The sequence below is a fragment of the Nonomuraea sp. CA-141351 genome (genome assembly GCF_050944675.1).
GTDB lineage: Bacteria > Actinomycetota > Actinomycetes > Streptosporangiales > Streptosporangiaceae > Nonomuraea.
On the sequence record NZ_CP191982.1, the window covers coordinates 12,499,354 to 12,515,858 of the forward strand.

Annotated in this window: 18 protein-coding genes; 4 read left to right on the top strand and 14 right to left on the bottom strand. The window is 68.7% G+C overall.

The window, feature by feature from the left end; translation table 11 throughout:
* Positions 1-36 precede the first annotated feature (36 nt).
* From ACQPWU_RS58765 to ACQPWU_RS58775, 3 genes are read left to right on the top strand one after another with little or no spacing between them, the layout of a single operon-like run.
* Entirely contained in the window at positions 37-1,182 is a 1,146-nt protein-coding gene (locus ACQPWU_RS58765) for an NADH-quinone oxidoreductase subunit D (protein WP_433435753.1), read from the top strand.
* Complete coding sequence (locus ACQPWU_RS58770; protein ID WP_433435754.1) at positions 1,179-2,303, top strand: acyltransferase family protein; 1,125 nt, start codon at positions 1,179-1,181, stop codon at positions 2,301-2,303. The genes ACQPWU_RS58765 and ACQPWU_RS58770 overlap by 4 nt, the downstream gene beginning before the upstream one ends.
* The gene (locus ACQPWU_RS58775) at positions 2,296-2,472 is read left to right on the top strand and encodes a hypothetical protein (protein ID WP_433435755.1); all 177 of its coding nucleotides are present in this window, start codon (positions 2,296-2,298) and stop codon (positions 2,470-2,472) included. Before ACQPWU_RS58770 ends, ACQPWU_RS58775 begins: the two co-directional genes overlap by 8 nt.
* On the opposite strand, the gene ACQPWU_RS58780 is transcribed toward ACQPWU_RS58775, so the two are convergent.
* The 11 genes from ACQPWU_RS58780 to dacB all read right to left on the bottom strand — a co-directional run bounded on the left by ACQPWU_RS58780 (position 2,469) and on the right by dacB (position 12,276).
* Positions 2,469-2,924: a DUF3180 domain-containing protein gene (locus ACQPWU_RS58780; protein ID WP_433435756.1), complete on the bottom strand. Its 456-nt coding sequence runs from the start codon at positions 2,922-2,924 to the stop codon at positions 2,469-2,471. The genes ACQPWU_RS58775 and ACQPWU_RS58780 overlap by 4 nt on opposite strands.
* Positions 2,921-3,424, bottom strand: coding sequence for a 2-amino-4-hydroxy-6-hydroxymethyldihydropteridine diphosphokinase (gene folK / locus ACQPWU_RS58785; protein WP_433435757.1), 504 nt, complete (start codon positions 3,422-3,424; stop codon positions 2,921-2,923). Before folK ends, ACQPWU_RS58780 begins: the two co-directional genes overlap by 4 nt.
* Entirely contained in the window at positions 3,421-3,786 is a 366-nt protein-coding gene (gene folB / locus ACQPWU_RS58790) for a dihydroneopterin aldolase (RefSeq protein WP_433435758.1), read from the bottom strand. Before folB ends, folK begins: the two co-directional genes overlap by 4 nt.
* On the bottom strand, positions 3,776-4,222 hold the full coding sequence (locus ACQPWU_RS58795) for a nuclear transport factor 2 family protein (protein ID WP_360682996.1): 447 nt from the start codon (positions 4,220-4,222) through the stop codon (positions 3,776-3,778). The genes folB and ACQPWU_RS58795 overlap by 11 nt, the downstream gene beginning before the upstream one ends.
* On the bottom strand, positions 4,219-5,025 hold the full coding sequence (folP, locus tag ACQPWU_RS58800) for a dihydropteroate synthase (RefSeq protein WP_433445562.1): 807 nt from the start codon (positions 5,023-5,025) through the stop codon (positions 4,219-4,221). The genes ACQPWU_RS58795 and folP overlap by 4 nt, the downstream gene beginning before the upstream one ends.
* 109 nt (positions 5,026-5,134) lie before the next feature.
* A complete protein-coding gene (gene folE, locus ACQPWU_RS58805) occupies positions 5,135-5,713 on the bottom strand; it encodes a GTP cyclohydrolase I FolE (RefSeq protein WP_433435759.1) in 579 nt (192 codons plus the stop codon).
* A complete protein-coding gene (gene ftsH / locus ACQPWU_RS58810) occupies positions 5,710-7,704 on the bottom strand; it encodes an ATP-dependent zinc metalloprotease FtsH (protein ID WP_433435760.1) in 1,995 nt (664 codons plus the stop codon). The genes folE and ftsH overlap by 4 nt, the downstream gene beginning before the upstream one ends.
* Before the next feature lie 238 nt (positions 7,705-7,942).
* Positions 7,943-8,494 (bottom strand): hypoxanthine phosphoribosyltransferase, encoded by a 552-nt coding sequence (hpt, locus tag ACQPWU_RS58815; RefSeq protein WP_433435761.1) that lies wholly within the window; start codon positions 8,492-8,494, stop codon positions 7,943-7,945.
* Between the two features lie 10 nt (positions 8,495-8,504).
* Positions 8,505-9,509 (bottom strand): tRNA lysidine(34) synthetase TilS, encoded by a 1,005-nt coding sequence (gene tilS / locus ACQPWU_RS58820; protein WP_433435762.1) that lies wholly within the window; start codon positions 9,507-9,509, stop codon positions 8,505-8,507.
* Between the two features lie 89 nt (positions 9,510-9,598).
* The gene (locus tag ACQPWU_RS58825) at positions 9,599-10,675 is read right to left on the bottom strand and encodes a zinc-dependent metalloprotease (RefSeq protein WP_433445564.1); all 1,077 of its coding nucleotides are present in this window, start codon (positions 10,673-10,675) and stop codon (positions 9,599-9,601) included.
* A 182-nt stretch (positions 10,676-10,857) separates the two neighbouring features.
* A complete protein-coding gene (gene dacB / locus ACQPWU_RS58830; protein ID WP_433435763.1) occupies positions 10,858-12,276 on the bottom strand; it encodes a D-alanyl-D-alanine carboxypeptidase/D-alanyl-D-alanine endopeptidase in 1,419 nt (472 codons plus the stop codon).
* A gap of 139 nt (positions 12,277-12,415) precedes the next feature.
* On the opposite strand from dacB, the gene ACQPWU_RS58835 reads away from it, so the two are divergent.
* Entirely contained in the window at positions 12,416-12,907 is a 492-nt protein-coding gene (locus ACQPWU_RS58835) for an inorganic diphosphatase (protein ID WP_360683008.1), read from the top strand.
* Between the two features lie 9 nt (positions 12,908-12,916).
* Here ACQPWU_RS58835 and ACQPWU_RS58840 read toward each other — a convergent pair whose 3' ends face one another.
* From ACQPWU_RS58840 to ACQPWU_RS58850, 3 genes are all read right to left on the bottom strand, one after another.
* Positions 12,917-14,020, bottom strand: coding sequence for an NlpC/P60 family protein (locus ACQPWU_RS58840; protein WP_433435764.1), 1,104 nt, complete (start codon positions 14,018-14,020; stop codon positions 12,917-12,919).
* Between the two features lie 151 nt (positions 14,021-14,171).
* Complete coding sequence (locus ACQPWU_RS58845) at positions 14,172-15,605, bottom strand: hypothetical protein (protein ID WP_433435765.1); 1,434 nt, start codon at positions 15,603-15,605, stop codon at positions 14,172-14,174.
* Between the two features lie 83 nt (positions 15,606-15,688).
* Positions 15,689-16,498 carry a hypothetical protein gene (locus ACQPWU_RS58850; RefSeq protein WP_433435766.1) on the bottom strand — a complete coding sequence of 270 codons (810 nt, stop codon included), beginning with the start codon at positions 16,496-16,498 and terminating at the stop codon, positions 15,689-15,691.
* Positions 16,499-16,505: the final 7 nt, after the last annotated feature.

Genomic DNA, 16,505 nt, shown 5'->3' on the forward strand with positions numbered 1-16,505 from the left:
CTGGATCACCCACCGGTGCGGTGGCAGCATGGCCATATGACGGAACGTGTGGTCGGAATCGGTGCGGGCGCGAAAGAGCTGGCCACCGAGGACATGATCCTCAACATCGGCCCGCAGCACCCGTCGACCCACGGGGTGCTCAGGCTCCGGCTGACGCTCGACGGCGAGCGCATCACCGCCGCCGAGCCGATCATCGGCTACATGCACAGAGGCGCGGAGAAGCTGTTCGAGGTCCGCGACTACCGTCAGATCATCATGCTGGCCAACAGGCATGACTGGCTGTCGGGCTTCGCCAACGAGCTGGGCGTGGTGATCGCCGCCGAGCGCCTGCTCGGCATGGAGCCCCCGGTCAGGGCCGTGTGGGCGCGAACGCTGCTGGCCGAGCTCAACCGGGTGCTCAACCACCTGATGTTCCTCGGCTCCTATCCCCTGGAGCTGGGCGCGATCACGCCGCTGTTCTACTCCTTCAACGAGCGCGAGCGCATCCAGGCGGTCATGGAGGAGATCTCCGGCGGACGCATGCACTACATGTTCAACCGGGTCGGAGGCCTCAAGGAGGACCTGCCGCTCGGCTGGCTCGACCGGGTGTCGGAGGCGGTCGCGGAGACCCGCCGCCGGGTGCCCGACATCGAGGACCTCATCCTGCACAACGACATCTTCATCGCCCGCACCAAGGGCGTCGGCGTGCTCTCCCGCGAGCAGATCATGCAGTACGGCGTCAGTGGCCCCATCGCCAGGGCCTCCGGGGTCGACTTCGACCTGCGCCGCGACGACCCGTACCTCGCCTACCGCGAGCTGCCCGTGAAGGTCGTCACGCGGCACGCGGGCGACTGCCGGTCCCGGTTCGAGGTGCTGTTCGACCAGCTCAAGGTCTCGCTCGACCTGGCCGACGCCTGCGTCGAGCACCTGCGCTCGCTGCCGCCCGGGCCGATCAACCAGCGCCTGCCGAAGGTGCTCAAGGTGCCCGAGGGGCACACGTACGCGTGGACCGAGAATCCCCTCGGCATCAACGGCTACTACCTGGTCTCCAAGGGAGACAAGACCCCGTGGCGGCTCAAGCTGCGCTCGGCCTCGTACAGCAACATCCAGGTGCTGCGCGAGATGTTGCCCGGCCACCTGGTCGCCGACATGGTGGCCATCCTCGGCTCGATGTTCTTCGTCGTGGGTGACATCGACAAGTGAAGGCCGAGCGAGACAAGTACGTTGACTGGCTCCGCGCCCTGAGCCTGTGCGTCGTCGTGGTCTGGCACTGGGCGTTCACCATCCTGCAGTGGAAGCCGGACGGCCCCGAGCCCACCAGCCCGCTGGGCTTCACCTCCGGGCTGTGGATCCTGACCTGGCTGCTGCAGGTGCTGCCGCTGTTCTTCTACGTCGGCGGCCACGTGCACCTGCTGTCCTGGGAGCGGGCCCAGGCCCGCGGCACCGGCATCGGCTCGTTCGTCTGGCGGCGCATCCGCGCGCTGGCTTTACCCGCCCTGTTCCTGTCCGGGGTGTGGATCGCCATCGGAGCGATCGTGACGTTCACGTTCCACGTGGACTGGATGTGGCGGGTCGTGCTGCTGGTGCTCAGCCCGCTGTGGTTCCTCGGCGTCTACCTCGTGCTGATCGCGCTGCTGCCGGTGGCCCTCTGGCTGCACCGCCGCTACGACGTGCTGGCGCTGATCTGGCTCGGCGGCGCGTCGCTGGTGGTGGACGTGGTGCGCTTCCGGTACGGGGTCGACTGGGTCGGCTGGCTCAACATGATCCTCATCTGGGGGCTCGCCCACCAGGCCGGCTTCTTCTACGACCGCATCGTCATCCTGCCCAGGCGCTACGACGTCGCGGTGCTCTGGACGGGGCTGTTCGCCCTGTTCGGCCTGGTCTACTCCGGCATCTACCCTGGCTCGATGGTGGGTGTGCCGGGCGACAAGTGGTCGAACATGGCGCCGCCCACGTTCGTGATCGTCGCCCTGCTGCTGTTCCAGATCGGGCTGGTGGAGGTGCTGCGGCCGTCGATGGAGCGCGTGCTGGAGCGGCCCGGCTGGCGGCGGGTGAACGGCTTCATCAATCGCTACGCGCTGCCGCTCTTCCTCTTCCACACGACCGGGATGGCCATCGCGCTGGGGCTGTCGTGGTGGCTTTTCGGCAGCCTGGGCACTGAGATCCCGCCTGACCTGAAGTGGTGGCTGGAGCGCCCGATCGCGATCATAGGACCGCTGATCTGCACCACCCCGGTCATATACCTGTTCGGCCGCCGCAGAGCTGAGGTCGCCCAAAAGCAGGGCGGGGGAATCGGCCGGTCAATAGGCTCTGACCATGGTTGACATCGAGTTCCGGGCCAACCCCGAAGACGAGCGGATCATCCGTAACGCTCTGCGCGAAGGCGAGCGGCCGAGCGACGTGATCCGCCGGGCGCTGCGCCTGTTGCAGCGCGAGACATGGAACGACCGGCTGCGCGCGAGCACGCGGCCGGCCGTCGAGGATCTGTCCTAGTCCGGCTTCTGCTCGTCCGAGTCCTTCGGGATGCGGCAGGCGTGCTCCAGGTAGAGGGCGGCGCAGATCAGCGCCACGCAGGCCAGGAACGACCCCGTCGCGACGAAGAACTCCGATCGCGGCGTCTCCCTGTCGAAGATCTGCACCGTGTAGAGAGCGAATCCGGCGAACAACCCCCCGAACACCGCCCCCGCGTACGCCGAGGCCTTCGCCAGCGCGGCCAGCCTGGCCACCGACAGGGGTTCCACGGGCTTGGTGCCCGGTTTCCTGGCGATCCTCGCCTTGGTCGTCCACGCGCTGAAGCCCTCGCCGATGGCCAGCAGCAGCACGGTGGGGATCGCGGTCCACGGCATGAGGGGCAAATCGGAGTAGACCGGTCTGACCACCCCCCACGCGATCAGCGCGACGACGATGACGATGCCGACCAGGTGGCCAGGGTGGGTGGGCTTCAATCCGGCCTCTGCAGACTCAGGTCCTCGCGCAGGCGTACCCCTTGCTGGTCGACGCCCTCCACCAGCTCCGCCACCCGGCCGCGCCCGGGCAGCACGCCGTCGGGGTCGGCCTTCACCCAGGGCACGAGCACGAACGCGCGCTCGTGAGCGAGGGGATGCGGCAGCGTCAGCTCCGGCTCGTCGCAGACGGTGTCACCCACCACGATCAGGTCGACATCGAGCGTACGCGGCCCCCAGCGCTCGGCGCGCACCCGGCCGAAGGCGTTCTCCACGCCCTGTGCCCGTTCCAGCAGCGTGCGCGGCGCCAGCGTGGTCTCGGCGATCACGATCGCGTTGAGGTACGGCTTCTGCCCGGGAGGACCGCCGACGGGATCGGTCTCGTAGACGGGGGAAGCCCTGACGAACTCCAGCCCCGGGGCGTCGAACAAGGTGTCCACGGCGCCCTGCAACGTCTGGAACCGGGGCCCCAGGTTGCTGCCCAGAGCCAGGACGACTTTCATACGCGGCTCCGCTCAATGGTCACGACCACGTCGTCGAACGGCAGCGGGATGGGCGCCGCCGGTTTGTGCACACTCACCTCGACCTTGCTCACCAGCGCGTCGGCCAGGCACACGTCGGCCAGCCGTTGCGCGAGCGTCTCGATCAACGCGACCGGCTCGCCCTCCACGACCTTGACCAGCGCCTCGGCCAGCTCTCCGTAGTGGACGGTCCTGGTGAGATCGTCGCCGGCCGCCGCCGGCGCGGTGTCGAGGAACAGCGTCGCGTCGATCACGAACTCCTGCCCGAGCTCCCGCTCGGCAGCGAGCACGCCGTGCCTCCCTCTGGCCCGCAGGCCCTTGAGAGCGATGCGATCAGCGGTCAAGCTCGCCTTCCTCCTCCTCGTCGTCGTCCCCCTGGAGCACCGGCGAGCCGTGGTGCATCCACAGCCGCCACCCCTGCGAGGTGCGGATGTAGACGTTGCTGGCCACCACCTTGCCCGCGGCGAAGCTGGCCTCGCCCTCGTCGCCGGCGGTGAGGATGTTCTCGACGCAGGTCAGCACGGCCACGTCGCCCAGCACGTTCGTGTTGACGTCGGTCAGCACGAACTGGATGTAGGTGGTGTTGGCCATGATCAGGGCCCACGACCTCAGCACCTCGGACCGGCCGCTGAGCAGGGTCCAGCCCGGGTGAACGCAGCTCACCTGGTCGTCGCCCGAGTCCTCGGCCCAGATCTCCGTCATCTTGTCGAGGTCGCCGCTCTCGATCGCGGCGTAGAACTCCTGGTTGACCGTCTCGATGGCGGCGGTGTCGACGCTCATGTGCCTGCTCCGGCTCTCTTCCATGCGGCGGCCACGCGCACGGCATCGGCGTTGGGGGCCACGTGGTGGACGCGTACGCACCAGGCGCCCGCGTGCGCGGCCAGCGCGGTCACGGCCAGCGTGGCGTCGTCGCTGCGGCTGAACGGCCGGGGCGTGCCGTCTGGATCGGCCAGCAGCCGCCCGAGGAAACGCTTGCGCGAGGCCCCGATGAGCAGCGGATAGCCCAGCTCGGCCAGGCTCGGGATCCCGGCCAGCAGTGCCCAGTTGTGCTGGGCGTTCTTGGCGAAGCCGAGGCCGGGGTCGAGCACGATCTGCTCCTCCGCGACGCCCTCCGCCAGGACCAGGTCGACCCGCTTGCTCAGCTCCTCGCGGACCTCGGTGACCACGTCGGCGTAGACGGCGCGGCTGTCCATGTCATGGCTGTGGCCGCGCCAGTGCATCACCACATACTGGACGCCGGTCTCGGCCACCACGCGCGGCATCTCAGGGTCGGCGAGACCACCGCTCACGTCGTTGACGAGCCGCGCGCCTGCCTCCACCGCGGCCCTGGCCACCTCTGCCCGCATCGTGTCGACGCTGACGGCCACTCCCTCGGCGTCGAGCGCCTCGATCACCGGCACGACCCTGGTCAGCTCTTCCTCCAGCGACACCCTGGCCGCGCCGGGGCGGGTGGACTCGCCGCCCACGTCGACAAGATCAGCCCCCTCCTCGACCAGGTCAAGGCCGTGCTGGATGGCGGCCCTCTCGTCGAACCACTGGCCGCCGTCGGAGAACGAATCGGGGGTCACATTGACCACACCCATGACGAGGCACCGATCCGCACCTCCCGGCACGTTGATGGGCACGCTAGTCATGGGCCAAGCCTAGGCGCTTCCCCACACATGTTGACATCGTGGGTACCCCGTTCGGTCATCAGCGACCCAGGATCAGCGCCATCGCCTCGGATCGGGTCTTGTCACTGGTGCGGAAGTCGCCGCGGACGGCCGAGGTGACGGTCTTGGCGCCCGGCTTGCGTACGCCCCGCATCGTCATGCACAGATGCTCGGCCTCGACGACCACGATGACTCCGCGCGGCTCCAGGACCCGCATGAGGGCGTCGGCGATCTGGGACGTCATGCGCTCCTGGACCTGGGGGCGACGGGCGAACACGTCGACCAGGCGGGCCAGCTTGGACAGGCCGGTCACCTGACCGCGCTCGTTGGGGATGTAGCCCACGTGCGCCAGGCCGTGGAACGGGACCAGATGGTGCTCACACGTGCTGTAGACCTCGATGTCCCTGACGAGCACCATCTCGTCATGGTCGACGTCGAAGACCTTCGTCAGCACGTCTTCGGGCGTCTGGCCGAGCCCTGAATACTGCTCGGCCATGGCACGGGCGACCCTTGAGGGCGTATCGAGAAGACCGTCACGGTCGGGGTCCTCGCCGATCGCGTAGAGGATCTCGCGTACGGCCTTCTCGATACGGCCCAGGTCGACGTCGTGTGGAGTCACGCACTGTCTCCGGACGGGAGGGCGTCCTGGTGGCCCCCGGTGAGCGAACCGTTGGCCGACTGCTCCTTGGGGGTCAGGATCGGCGGGCGGTCCGAGGGGAGCCGCTTGCCGTAGCCCGCGTAGGACGGGCGGTGCTCCTTGACCACCACGGCGGCGAAGATCTGGAGCACCTGCTCACGGGAGAGCGTCTCCTTCTCCATGAGCTCGAGCACCAGGTTGTCGAGGACGTCGCGGTATTCGACCAGAATGTCCCACGCCTGGTCGTGCGCCGTCTCGATCATCCGGCGGACCTCCTCGTCGATCGTGGAGGCGATCTTCTCGGAGTAGTCGCGCTCGTGGCCCATCTCGCGGCCCAGGAACACCTCGGCCTGCCCGGTGCCGAACTTACGGGCGCCGAGCTGCTCGCTCATGCCGTATTCGGTCACCATGCGGCGGGCGACGGCCGTGGCCTTCTCGATGTCGTTGGAGGCCCCGGTGGTGGGCTCGTGGAAGACGAGCTCCTCCGCTGCGCGGCCGCCGAGCAGCATCGCGAGCTGGTCCATCATCTCGGACCTGGTGGCCAGGAACTTGTCCTCCATCGGCAGCGTCATCGTGTAGCCGAGCGCGCGGCCCCGGGACAGGATCGTGATCTTGTGGACCGGGTCGGAGTTCGGCAGCGCGTGCGCCACCAGCGCGTGACCGCCCTCGTGGTAGGCGATCATCTTCTTTTCCTTGTCAGACATGACCCGCGACTTGCGCTCGGGCCCTGCCATGACGCGGTCGATCGACTCCTCGAGGACGTCCATCGTGATCAGCTTCTGGTCGGCCCGCGCGGTGAGCAGGGCGGCCTCGTTGATCACGTTGGCCAGGTCGGCGCCGGTGAACCCGGGGGTGCGGCGCGCGATGACGTCGAGGTCGACGTTGGGCGCGAACGGCTTGCCGCGGCCGTGGACCTTGAGGATGCCCTTGCGGCCCTCGAGGTCGGGGCGGTCGACGGTGACCTGCCGGTCGAATCGGCCCGGGCGCAGCAGCGCCGGGTCGAGGATGTCGGGCCGGTTGGTCGCGGCGATGAGGATCACGCCGCCCTTGACGTCGAAGCCGTCCATCTCGACGAGCAGCTGGTTGAGCGTCTGCTCGCGCTCGTCGTGACCGCCGCCCAGGCCGGCGCCGCGGTGGCGGCCGACAGCGTCGATCTCGTCGATGAAGATGATCGCCGGGGCGTTGGCCTTCGCCTGCTCGAACAGGTCGCGCACACGGGAGGCACCGACACCGACGAACATCTCGACGAAGTCGGAACCGGAGATCGAGTAGAACGGCACGCCCGCCTCACCGGCCACGGCGCGGGCCAGCAGGGTCTTACCGGTGCCGGGCGGGCCGTAGAGCAGCACGCCCTTGGGGATCTTGGCGCCGATCGCCTGGAACTTGGCCGGGGCCTGCAGGAACTCCTTGATCTCCTGGAGCTCCTCGATGGCCTCGTCGGCCCCCGCGACGTCGGCGAACGTGGTCTTGGGGGTGTCTTTGGTGATGAGCTTGGCCTTCGACTTGCCGAAGTTCATCACTCGCGAGCCGCCGCCCTGCATCTGGTTCATGATGAACAGGAAGATCAGCACGATGATGACGATCGGCAGGAAGCTCACCAGGATGCTGACCAGGAAGTTTTCCTGCGGCACCTCGGTGGTGAAGCTCTTGGTCTTGCCGGCCTCGTACTGAGCCTGGAGCTCGTCGGTCAGCTTGCTGCCGTAACCGGTGACCCAGTTCGACTGGATCAGCTTCGTCGGGGCGTCACCTGGCTTGACCACGACGGGGTTGACCAGCGTCGCCTCGATCCGGTTGTCCTTGTCGACAATCCTGGCGTTGCTGACGTTTCCGGTGCGAATCTGCTGGAGAACCAAGGACGTGTCGGCCTGCTTGTAATTGCCACCGCCACTCCAAAGCTGGGTGACGAGGAGGAGCAGCACGACGATGCCCAGGATCCACAGCAGTGGCCCACGTGTAAATCGCTTGAGATCCATCCGATGCGGAACCCCTTGCGGGCCCGTCCCTTCCTGACCATGTCCTGGAACCCCGGGCTGGCCCGGGGCCGCGGCATCCGACACCGCGACTTCTGACTACCCGAAGGCGACACGCGGTCACCCTCCAAGAGTCTGAAGGTACACCGGCAACGCGCACGGGGGGACCCGCCCGCTACACCGGTCTTGCCCTATCAACGTACGTCACGTTGTGCGGTGTTCCCGGCCCTGTTCCAGATTGCTACTTGTAAACATGTGGGGCCAGAGTGCCGATGAACGGCAGATTCCGGTATCGCTCGGCGTAGTCCAGCCCGTAACCGATGACGAACTCGCTGGGAATGTCGTAGCCCACGTATTTCACATCCATGGGCACCTTCACCGCGTCGGGTTTCCGCAGCGCGGTGCAGATCTCCAGCGACGCCGGATTGCGCGACTTCAGGTTTTCGAGCAGCCAGTGCAGGGTCAGGCCCGAGTCGATGATGTCCTCGACGATCAGCACGTGGCGGCCCATGATGTCGGTGTCGAGATCTTTCAGCACGCGCACGACGCCGGACGACTTGGTGCCCGCGCCGTACGACGACACCGCCATCCAGTCCATCTGCACGGGCACGTGCAGGGCCCTGGCCAGGTCGGCCATCACCATGACGGCGCCCTTCAACACCCCCACGAGCAGCAACTCTTTACCCGCGTAGTCCTCGTCGATCCGCCCGGCAAGCTCTTTGATCTTCGCCTGGAGCTCGTCCTCGGGAATGAGGACCTTTTCCAGGTCATTGCCCATGTCGGCAGCGTCCACCTGTGGTTCCTTATGCGATGGGACTGATGGCGACTATCAGGGTGCCATACCGCCGCACGGCGGACAGACCCCCCGGCAGGTCCACGGCCTTCTGCCCGTGCCAGCGCGTGACCAGCCGATCCACGGCTAGGACGTGAGTGGCGGAGAGGGCTCCTGAAGGCGCCCCGGCCGCGATGGCCGCTCGCCGCAGCACCCTCCGCCTTATGGCGTCTGGGAGCTTTTCCAGCTCCGGTACGGCTAGCGTCACCGATCCCGGAATATCGCTAAGAGCGCAATTCTGGAACGCCGATTCCGCCCATTGATCGAGGGCGTCGGCGTCCTCACGAGCGATCCTGGCAGTCCTGGCGAGCGCCTCGGCCACTCCCGGGCCGAGCTCCGCCTCGAGGACGGGGATGACCCTGCTTCTGACGCGAACCCTGGTGTAGCGGGGATCCTCATTGTGCGGGTCGTCCCAGGGCACGAGGCCCATGGCCTGACAGGCCTTGACGGTGGTGGCCCTGGGGATGTCGAGGAACGGTCTCCGGTAGCGGCCGCTGCGGGCCGCCATCCCGGACAGCGACCTGACGCCGCTTCCCCTGGCCAGTCCCAGGAGCACCGTCTCCGCCTGGTCGTCCCTGGTGTGGCCGAGCAGGACCACCTGCGCCTGGTGCCTGTCGGCCGCCTCCGCCAGCGCCGCGTAACGCGCCTCCCGCGCCGCGGCCTCGGGCCCGCCCTCGGTGCCCACCGTCACGGTGAGGACCTCGGCGGGATGGAGGTCCAGCTGCGTTTCCCCGATGTCCGCGACCGTCCTCGCCCGCTCGGCCGAGCCCGGCTGGAGCTGGTGATCCACGGTGAGCAGCCCGGCGCGTAGCCCCATCCGGGTGGCCACGAACCCCAGCGCCGCCGCCAGCGCGAGTGAGTCGGCTCCGCCGCTGCACGCCACCAGGACCAGCGCGCCCTTCTGGACGTCGGCCAGCGCCTCACGCACTGCCCTGCGCACGTCGGCTACGGCTGGATGTGGGCCCACGGGTGCCATTGTCCCGTGCCGCCGCCCGACGCGACGCCACCCACACCCACCCCGCCGACGCGACGTCTCGAGTGCGGGGGGTGGTGTGGTCAGGGAGCCTATGCCGGGAGGGCCGGGGTGCCGATGACGCGGTTGATCCAGGCGTCCGGGTCCGCGAGTTCCGGGGTCGTGGGAAGCGTCTCCGGGGAGGTCCAGATCCGGTTGAAGCCATCCATCCCGGCCCGGTCCACCACCGTCCGTACGAATGCCGACCCCTCCGCGTACTGCTTCATCTTGAGGTCGATCCCCAGCAGCCGGCGCACCGTGCGGTCGAGCCGGGAGCCGCCCTCACGGCGCTGGGCGAACTTGGCGCGGATGTCGGCCACCGAGGGCACCACGGACGGGCCCACCGCGTCCATGACATAGTCGCCGTGCCCCTCCACCAGGGTCATCACGGCCGTCAACCGGTCGAGGATCTCCTTCTGACCAGGCGACTGGATGGCGTCGATGAGATTGCCCTCGCCGCCGCGCACCACGTCGGCCACCGTGTCAGCGGCGTTGCGGAGGCGTTCGAGCAGCGTGGGCAGGTCGAGGTCGGAGGCGAGCAGGAACTCGGTCATCTGCGACCGGACGTATTCGCGCAGCCACGTCACGCCCGTGAACTGCACCCGGTGCGTCTCCTCGTGGAGGCACACCCACAGGCGGAAGTCGTGCGGGTCGACGCCCATCTCACGTTCGGCGTGGACGATGTTCGGGGCGACGAGCGTCAGGCGGCCCGTGGGCTCCTGGCCCGTGGGGTCCGGCGGGAGGAACAGCTCGTACTGCCCCAGGACCCGTGAGGCGAGGAAGGCGAGGACGGCCCCCACCTCCACGCCCGTGATGCGGGAGCCCACGGCCGTGACGATGGCGGGCGGCTGGTTGGAGCCGCTGCTCATGCGCTCCGTCAGCGGCTCGAGCACCACGCGGAAGCCCTCGACGTTCGCCTTGATCCAGCCAGGCCGGTCGACGATGGTCGCGGCCTGCGGCGCGGTATCCGTGTGGATCTTGGTGAAGCTGCGCACGTGGCCCTCGGCCTCACGTGACAGGGTACGGAGCTCGGTGACGGCCTGCCTGGCCTCCTCCCGGCTCACCTGAGGACCGGGGCGCACCAGGCGCGTGCCGGTCGTGACGGCCAGATCCCAGTCGATCACCTGCATAACGTCCACCGTACGTGCTCCACGCCTGTCCTGCGAAGGAGCGCCGGTGTCTGGACTGAGGAGAGAGGGAGCGAAGCGACCGAACGACGAGGGAAGACACCGGACACCAGCGACTGAGCCGCGATCCGAAGGATCGCCATCAGCCCGCGAAGGAGCGCCGGTGTCTGGACTGAGGATCGCTCTCAGGAGCGGGCGACTATGGCGGCCAGGCGGTCGAGGACGGGTTCGGCGGTGACCGGTACGTCGTCCGCCATGAAGGCGAAAGTCACCAGCCGCCCGTCCTTCGTCGTCGCCATGCCCGCAAGCGTGTTGACGTTGTTCAGCGTCCCGGTCTTGGCCCGTACCAGGCCGACCTCGTCCCTGCTGTCGCTCGACGTGAAGCGCCGGCCGTTGCCCAGCGTGCCGGAGAAGCCGGCGATCGGCATGCCCGAGGCGATGGCGTGCAGGTTGGGCTGGCTCGCGGAGCCGGACATGGCGATCAGCTTGGCGAGCGCGCTCGGGCTGATGCGGTTGCGGGTGGACAGGCCGCTGCCGTCCGAGAGCGAGATGCCCTGCCCGGCTCCGATCCGCTGGAGCACCGCGATCACGGCCTTGGTGCCGCCATCGAAGGACGCCTCCTGGCCCTCCTTGATGGCGACGTGCCTGGCCAGGGCCTCGGCGAGGTCGTTGTCGCTGTGAGTGAGAGTGTGCTCGACGAGGGAGTAGAGCGGGGCGGAGTCCACCCGGCCCAGCTCCGGGGCGCCCGCCGGGGCCTTGCCGGGCCGTACGGAACTCGACACCGCGATGCCCTGCTTGCCCAGCAGCTTGGCGAAGGCCGCGGCGGCGTATTGGGGCGGGTTGGAGACGCGGGGCTGTTTGACACGCGGGTTCTGGCGGCCTTCGTCGATGGTCAGGGCGTAGACGGGCGCCACCTCGCCGTCCGGGACGTAGTTCGGCTTCCATCCCGGGGCGATCGGTGTTCCGGTGAACAGCGACGCGTCGTACGAAAGGGTGATTTTTCTAAGGTTTTGCGATTTAAGGGTCGCGGCGGTGCGGGCCGCCAGCGTGGCCAGGCTCGCCTGCCTCGGGTACGAAGGCTTCGCCGACGGACCGGCGAGCAGCGGGTCACCGCCTCCGACCAGGACGGCCGTGCCCGGTTTCGGCCCCTGGACGACCCTGGTGGACAGGCGGGTGTCCGGGCCCAGGGACGCGAGGGCGGCGGAGCAGGTGGCGATCTTCGTGGTCGAGGCCGGGACGATCGGAGTGTCGGCGTTGGAGGCGAAGATCCGCTCGCCGGTGGCCGCGTCGAGGACCACCGCGCCGACCCGGTCGCCGAGCGCTTCGTCACCCAGCGCGTTGGTGAGCTGCCGCGTCAAAGTACCCTTGGTCGGGAGAGGTCCGTCTCCTGACTTCACCGAAAGCTGGGCCAGCACCGGCCCCGAGGTGACCACGGGGACGGGGGGAGACTCTTCCGGTGGGGACGCCGTCGGCTTGGCTGGAGACTGCCTCGTCAACGCGCCCAGGCTGAAGCCGGTGGTCATCGCGTAAATGCCGGTGACGATCGTCAGGGCCTGGAGCACGGCGAGAGTGGTCAGCATCAGCCACCGGTCGTGCCGCGCCACGTCGCCTTCCCTCTCTCCTGGTGTTCGCCTACGAGACATTAACGCCCAGCCGGGGGTGCCCGGGGGCTTGAGTGCGGGAGACGATGCCTGACCTGGCGTTGCCTGGTGAGGCGGGTTCGGCCCATGAGAAAGGACCGCGGTGGAGTTCGACGTCGTCGTTGAGATTCCGAAGGGGCAACGGAACAAGTACGAGGTGGACCACGAGACAGGGAAGATCAGGCTCGACCGGCTCCTGTTCACCTCCACGCAGTATCCCGCCGACTACGGCTTCATCGAGCACACCCTCGGCGAGGACGGCGACCCGCTCGACGCGCTGGTGCTGCTGCAGGAGCCGACGTTCCCCGGTTGCTACATCACGTGCCGGGCGGTGGGCATGTTCAGGATGACCGACGAGAAGGGCGGCGACGACAAGGTCCTCTGTGTCCCCTCGACCGACCCGCGGATGCATCACATCCAGGACATCCATCACGTGTCGGAGTTCGACCGGCTGGAGATCCAGCACTTCTTCGAGGTCTACAAGGACCTGGAGCCGGGCAAGTCCGTCGAGGGCGCCAACTGGGTGGGCCGCATCGAGGCCGAGGCCGAGATCGAGCGCTCTTTCCGCCGGGCCAAGGACTCGGGCCATCACTGACCGTCCCCTTCAGCGGGGCCTGGTGGCGCCCACCAGGTCCCCGCGCCAGATCGAGGCGACCCGCACGACATCGCCGGTCTGCGGGGCGTGCACCATCTGACCGTCGCCTACGTAGATCCCGACGTGGTGGATGGTGCTCGGATCGTCTTTGACATGGCCGAAGAAGAGCAGGTCGCCTCGTTTCAGCTGGTCCAGCGGCACGTGCTCACCCGACGTCCACTGGGTGCCCGTCCAGTGGTCCAGCTGTTTGCCCGCCTTCTCCCAGGCCCGCATCGTCAGCCCCGAGCAGTCGTAGGTGTCCGGGCCGGCGGCCGCCCACACGTACGGCTTGCCGAGCTGGGTCAGCGCCCAGTTGGCCGCCACGTCGCCCAAGGCCGAGCCCCCCGCGACCAGCCCTGACCGCGACGCGGCCCGCTGCCTGGCCAGCAGTTGCGCGTGGCTGCGCGCCTTGTCCACCTGGTGGCGCAGGACCGCCGTACGCGCTCTGAGCTCCCTCGTGTCCTGCCGCTGCCTGGCCACGGCTTCCTCGGCGGCGCTCTTGGCCTCTTCGGCGCGCTCGGAGGCGGCCTGCTGGGCGGCGAAGGCGTTCGCGGCCTCGGTACGCAGGATGGCGGCCACCTCCTGGGCGTCGCTCATCCTGCCGAGTATCGCCGCCCGCTCGCCCCAGAGCTGCGTGAGCACCCCTGCCCTGTGCAGGACTCCGTCCCTGTCGCCCCGGTCGACGATCATGCCGATGATCGGCGCCATCGGGCTCAGCCCGCCGTAGCTCTCCGCGGCCAGCAGCGCGACATCCTGCCTGGCCCGCTCGACCTCCGTGTCCGCCCCTGCCAGGCGTGCCTGGGCCTGCCCGTACGACTGCTCGGCCTGCCGGAGCCGGACCAGCTCGCCGTTGTACGCCTCGACCAGCCGCTCCACCTCGGCCGCCAGATCGTCCAGCTGCGACTGCGCCGTGGCCAGCTCGGCCGTGGCCGCCCCCAGTTCTTTCGAACGGTCGCGTGCGGCTTGGCGAGCCCGCTTCACCTCCCGCGAGGAGGGGGCGGGGTCGGCCTCGGCGGGCGGGCACAGCGCGACTATGAGGCAGCACGCGAGCAGCCCCGCCCGAAATGCACGCATTGGTCCCCCTGGAAACACACGGCTACTCTATGCACACGTTTCCCGCCGAGCCGCTTACGTAACGTAGTCGGCGCACGCTCGTCCTCGCCACAAAAGACCGGGGGATCGCGTCGGTGTGTTGCGGAGTACCGCTGTGCAAGGGGTCGGGGGGTCAGCCGCTCAGGGTGGGCGAGGGCACTTCGGTGGGGGTGGCCGTCTGGGTGGGCGTCGTCGCGGTCGGGGTCGGCGTCGTGGGAGGAGGCTGCGTCTCGGTGGGCGTGCGGGTCGGCGTGGGGCAGGGAGTGCGAGTGCGGGGTGTGGACGGCGGCGAGTGCTCGGGCGGCGAGTGCCCGGGCGGCGCGCCGGTCGGCGGGGCCTGCGTCGGAGGGGTGACGTACGTCGGAGGCGGGACGTGCGAGGCAGGCGGCTCTTCATTGGGCCGGGGCTGCCCGGAGGACGGAGGCGCACCACCGGCCGACGTCGAGCGAACCGCGTCGTGGGCCGGTATGACGGTCGGCACGAGCATCGGAGCGCCGGTCACGACGATCGGCTGAGTGGATCTGCTGTCCAGGACGGGCTCCCCGGTGACCGGAACCTTCCCTGACTCGGAATGCCAGGGCAGCTGGATGCCGGGCGGCTGGCCCGTCGCGGGAAACGCGGCCGTCGCCACACCGGACACCCCGCCGCCGCTCCCCCCGCCGAGCTGCTGGAAGATCACCACTATCGCCACCACGGTCGCGACCGCCGCCAGCGCGCCCGCCACCGCCTTAGGCCACCCCTGAGCGGCGTTCTCCGCGGAGACGGGAAATCCGGCGGCGCCGAGGGCCGCCGTACGCCTGGCGACGTAACGGCGGTAGGGCAGCAGCTCCGGGTCGATGAAGCAGCTCATCACCCGGACGCGGAGCGAGTCGGGCAGCGCCTCCGTGGGCAGCAACTCGAAGACCTTGGCCGCCGACACCTCCCGGTGGCGGTGCGGCGCGCAGATCTCGCACCGCGGCAGGTGCCTGACCAGGCGCTCGCGCATCTCCTGGGTCAGCTCACCGGAGAACCCGGCCAGCATCGCGGCCCGCCGCGGGCAGTCGTACGGGCCCTTCCTGGCGAGGACCTCCGCGGTGATCGCGTCGTGCAGGCGCTCGCGGGCCTCCTCCAGAAGCGGCTCCAACTGCCGCGTCCCGAGCACCAGCGCCATCTCTGACGGGGGTAGCGAGTGCCGGTACGCGAGCTCCAGGACCTCGCGGTCGGCTACGGGCAGGCTCTGGACGGCGTTCCAGGCCATGATCCGCAGGTCGGCGTCGGCCGGGTCGTCCAGGGGCGGCGCCTCAGCCAGTGCCTCGGCGGCGCCCGGCGGCGCGGCGGCCCTGCGGCGCAAGCACTCCGCGCGGGCCAGCGCGTACAGCCAGGCGCGCAGCAGGTCGGGGTCGGCCAGCGCACTCGCGTGCGCCTCGGCGGCGATCAGCGTGTCGCGGAGCGCCACCTGGGCGCTGTCGGCGCTCCGCAGCAGGGACCAGCAGTAGCAGTAGATGCTCTCCGCGTACGTGTCATAGAGCGCGGAAAGCGCGCCTGGGTCACGGGCGCGGAGTGCTTCGACCAGGACGCGGTCATTCATATGACCGAAGGTAATTGATTGGTAACTAGTAGTTCTACCGGTTTCAGCCTACCGCATGGCAGCGCCTTTGAATTTGGGCAGAATTATTGCTTATGTTCTGAGACGACCTGCGTGCTCCGGTCCACCGCGAACGGCTCGGTCACGGGCTTCACCGTGTGGACCGGCACGGCACCGGCGAGCGCCAGATCCTCGTAGGGACGGCCGGTGGACCCCCAGGTCCTGGCCGCGATGTCCGTCGTCGCCACAACGGCTCCCTCGGGCAGCCCCGACACGGTGAGAATGAATCGCGGCGGACTGCCCGCTTTCACGTCGTCCACGAACGTGCTGCCACCACCGAGGAGTTTGCCCGCTTTGTCACGTAGCAACGCATTCACGACCAGGCTGCTGGCCGGCATTTGATATGGATTACCGACATATCCAGTAATGAGGTATGAGCCGTCCTTCTGGCGCAAAGTCTGGCTCCGGGTGATGGGAAAGCTCTGGAATGCCGAGGGAATTCGGGCCGCCAGCCGCCAGCGCGCGGGACGGTACTGGATCGTCACCTTCGCCGGCTTCTCCGACGACGTGGCCTGGCCGGTGAAGGCCAGCGACCCGCCCGGCGGCACGGCGTCGAGCGGCTGGTCCATCCTGACCACCTCGGTGCCCTTGGCATCTTGCCCGACGATCGTGGCCACCACGTGTTCGCCGAAGTGCCATGGGTTGGCGTTACTGAGCACGCCTGCCCAGCTGACGGCGTACCCGTCGGCGGATTTGACGATATTCGAGACCTGCTCCTTGAGAGCGAGGGGCTTGAGCTCTTGTACTGGCCGTTTCTCGCTGGAGCACCCGGCGAGGCAGATCGCCCCGAGTGCCCCGAGTGCGAGCAGGCTGACGGTTCGGCTACGCGGGATCACTTTGCCG

Excerpts from the sequence above, each read along its gene's own strand:
- ACQPWU_RS58775 (WP_433435755.1), top strand. The coding sequence starts at position 2,296 with ATGGTTGACATCGAGTTCCGGGCCAACCCCGAAGACGAGCGGATCATC.
- tilS (WP_433435762.1), bottom strand. The coding sequence starts at position 9,509 with ATGGCACCCGTGGGCCCACATCCAGCCGTAGCCGACGTGCGCAGGGCA.
- folK (WP_433435757.1), bottom strand. The coding sequence starts at position 3,424 with ATGAAAGTCGTCCTGGCTCTGGGCAGCAACCTGGGGCCCCGGTTCCAG.
- ftsH (WP_433435760.1), bottom strand. The coding sequence starts at position 7,704 with ATGGATCTCAAGCGATTTACACGTGGGCCACTGCTGTGGATCCTGGGC.
- ACQPWU_RS58840 (WP_433435764.1), bottom strand. The coding sequence starts at position 14,020 with ATGCGTGCATTTCGGGCGGGGCTGCTCGCGTGCTGCCTCATAGTCGCG.
- ACQPWU_RS58825 (WP_433445564.1), bottom strand. The coding sequence starts at position 10,675 with ATGCAGGTGATCGACTGGGATCTGGCCGTCACGACCGGCACGCGCCTG.
- folP (WP_433445562.1), bottom strand. The coding sequence starts at position 5,025 with ATGGGTGTGGTCAATGTGACCCCCGATTCGTTCTCCGACGGCGGCCAG.
- ACQPWU_RS58795 (WP_360682996.1), bottom strand. The coding sequence starts at position 4,222 with ATGAGCGTCGACACCGCCGCCATCGAGACGGTCAACCAGGAGTTCTAC.
- ACQPWU_RS58765 (WP_433435753.1), top strand. The coding sequence starts at position 37 with ATGACGGAACGTGTGGTCGGAATCGGTGCGGGCGCGAAAGAGCTGGCC.
- ACQPWU_RS58845 (WP_433435765.1), bottom strand. The coding sequence starts at position 15,605 with ATGAATGACCGCGTCCTGGTCGAAGCACTCCGCGCCCGTGACCCAGGC.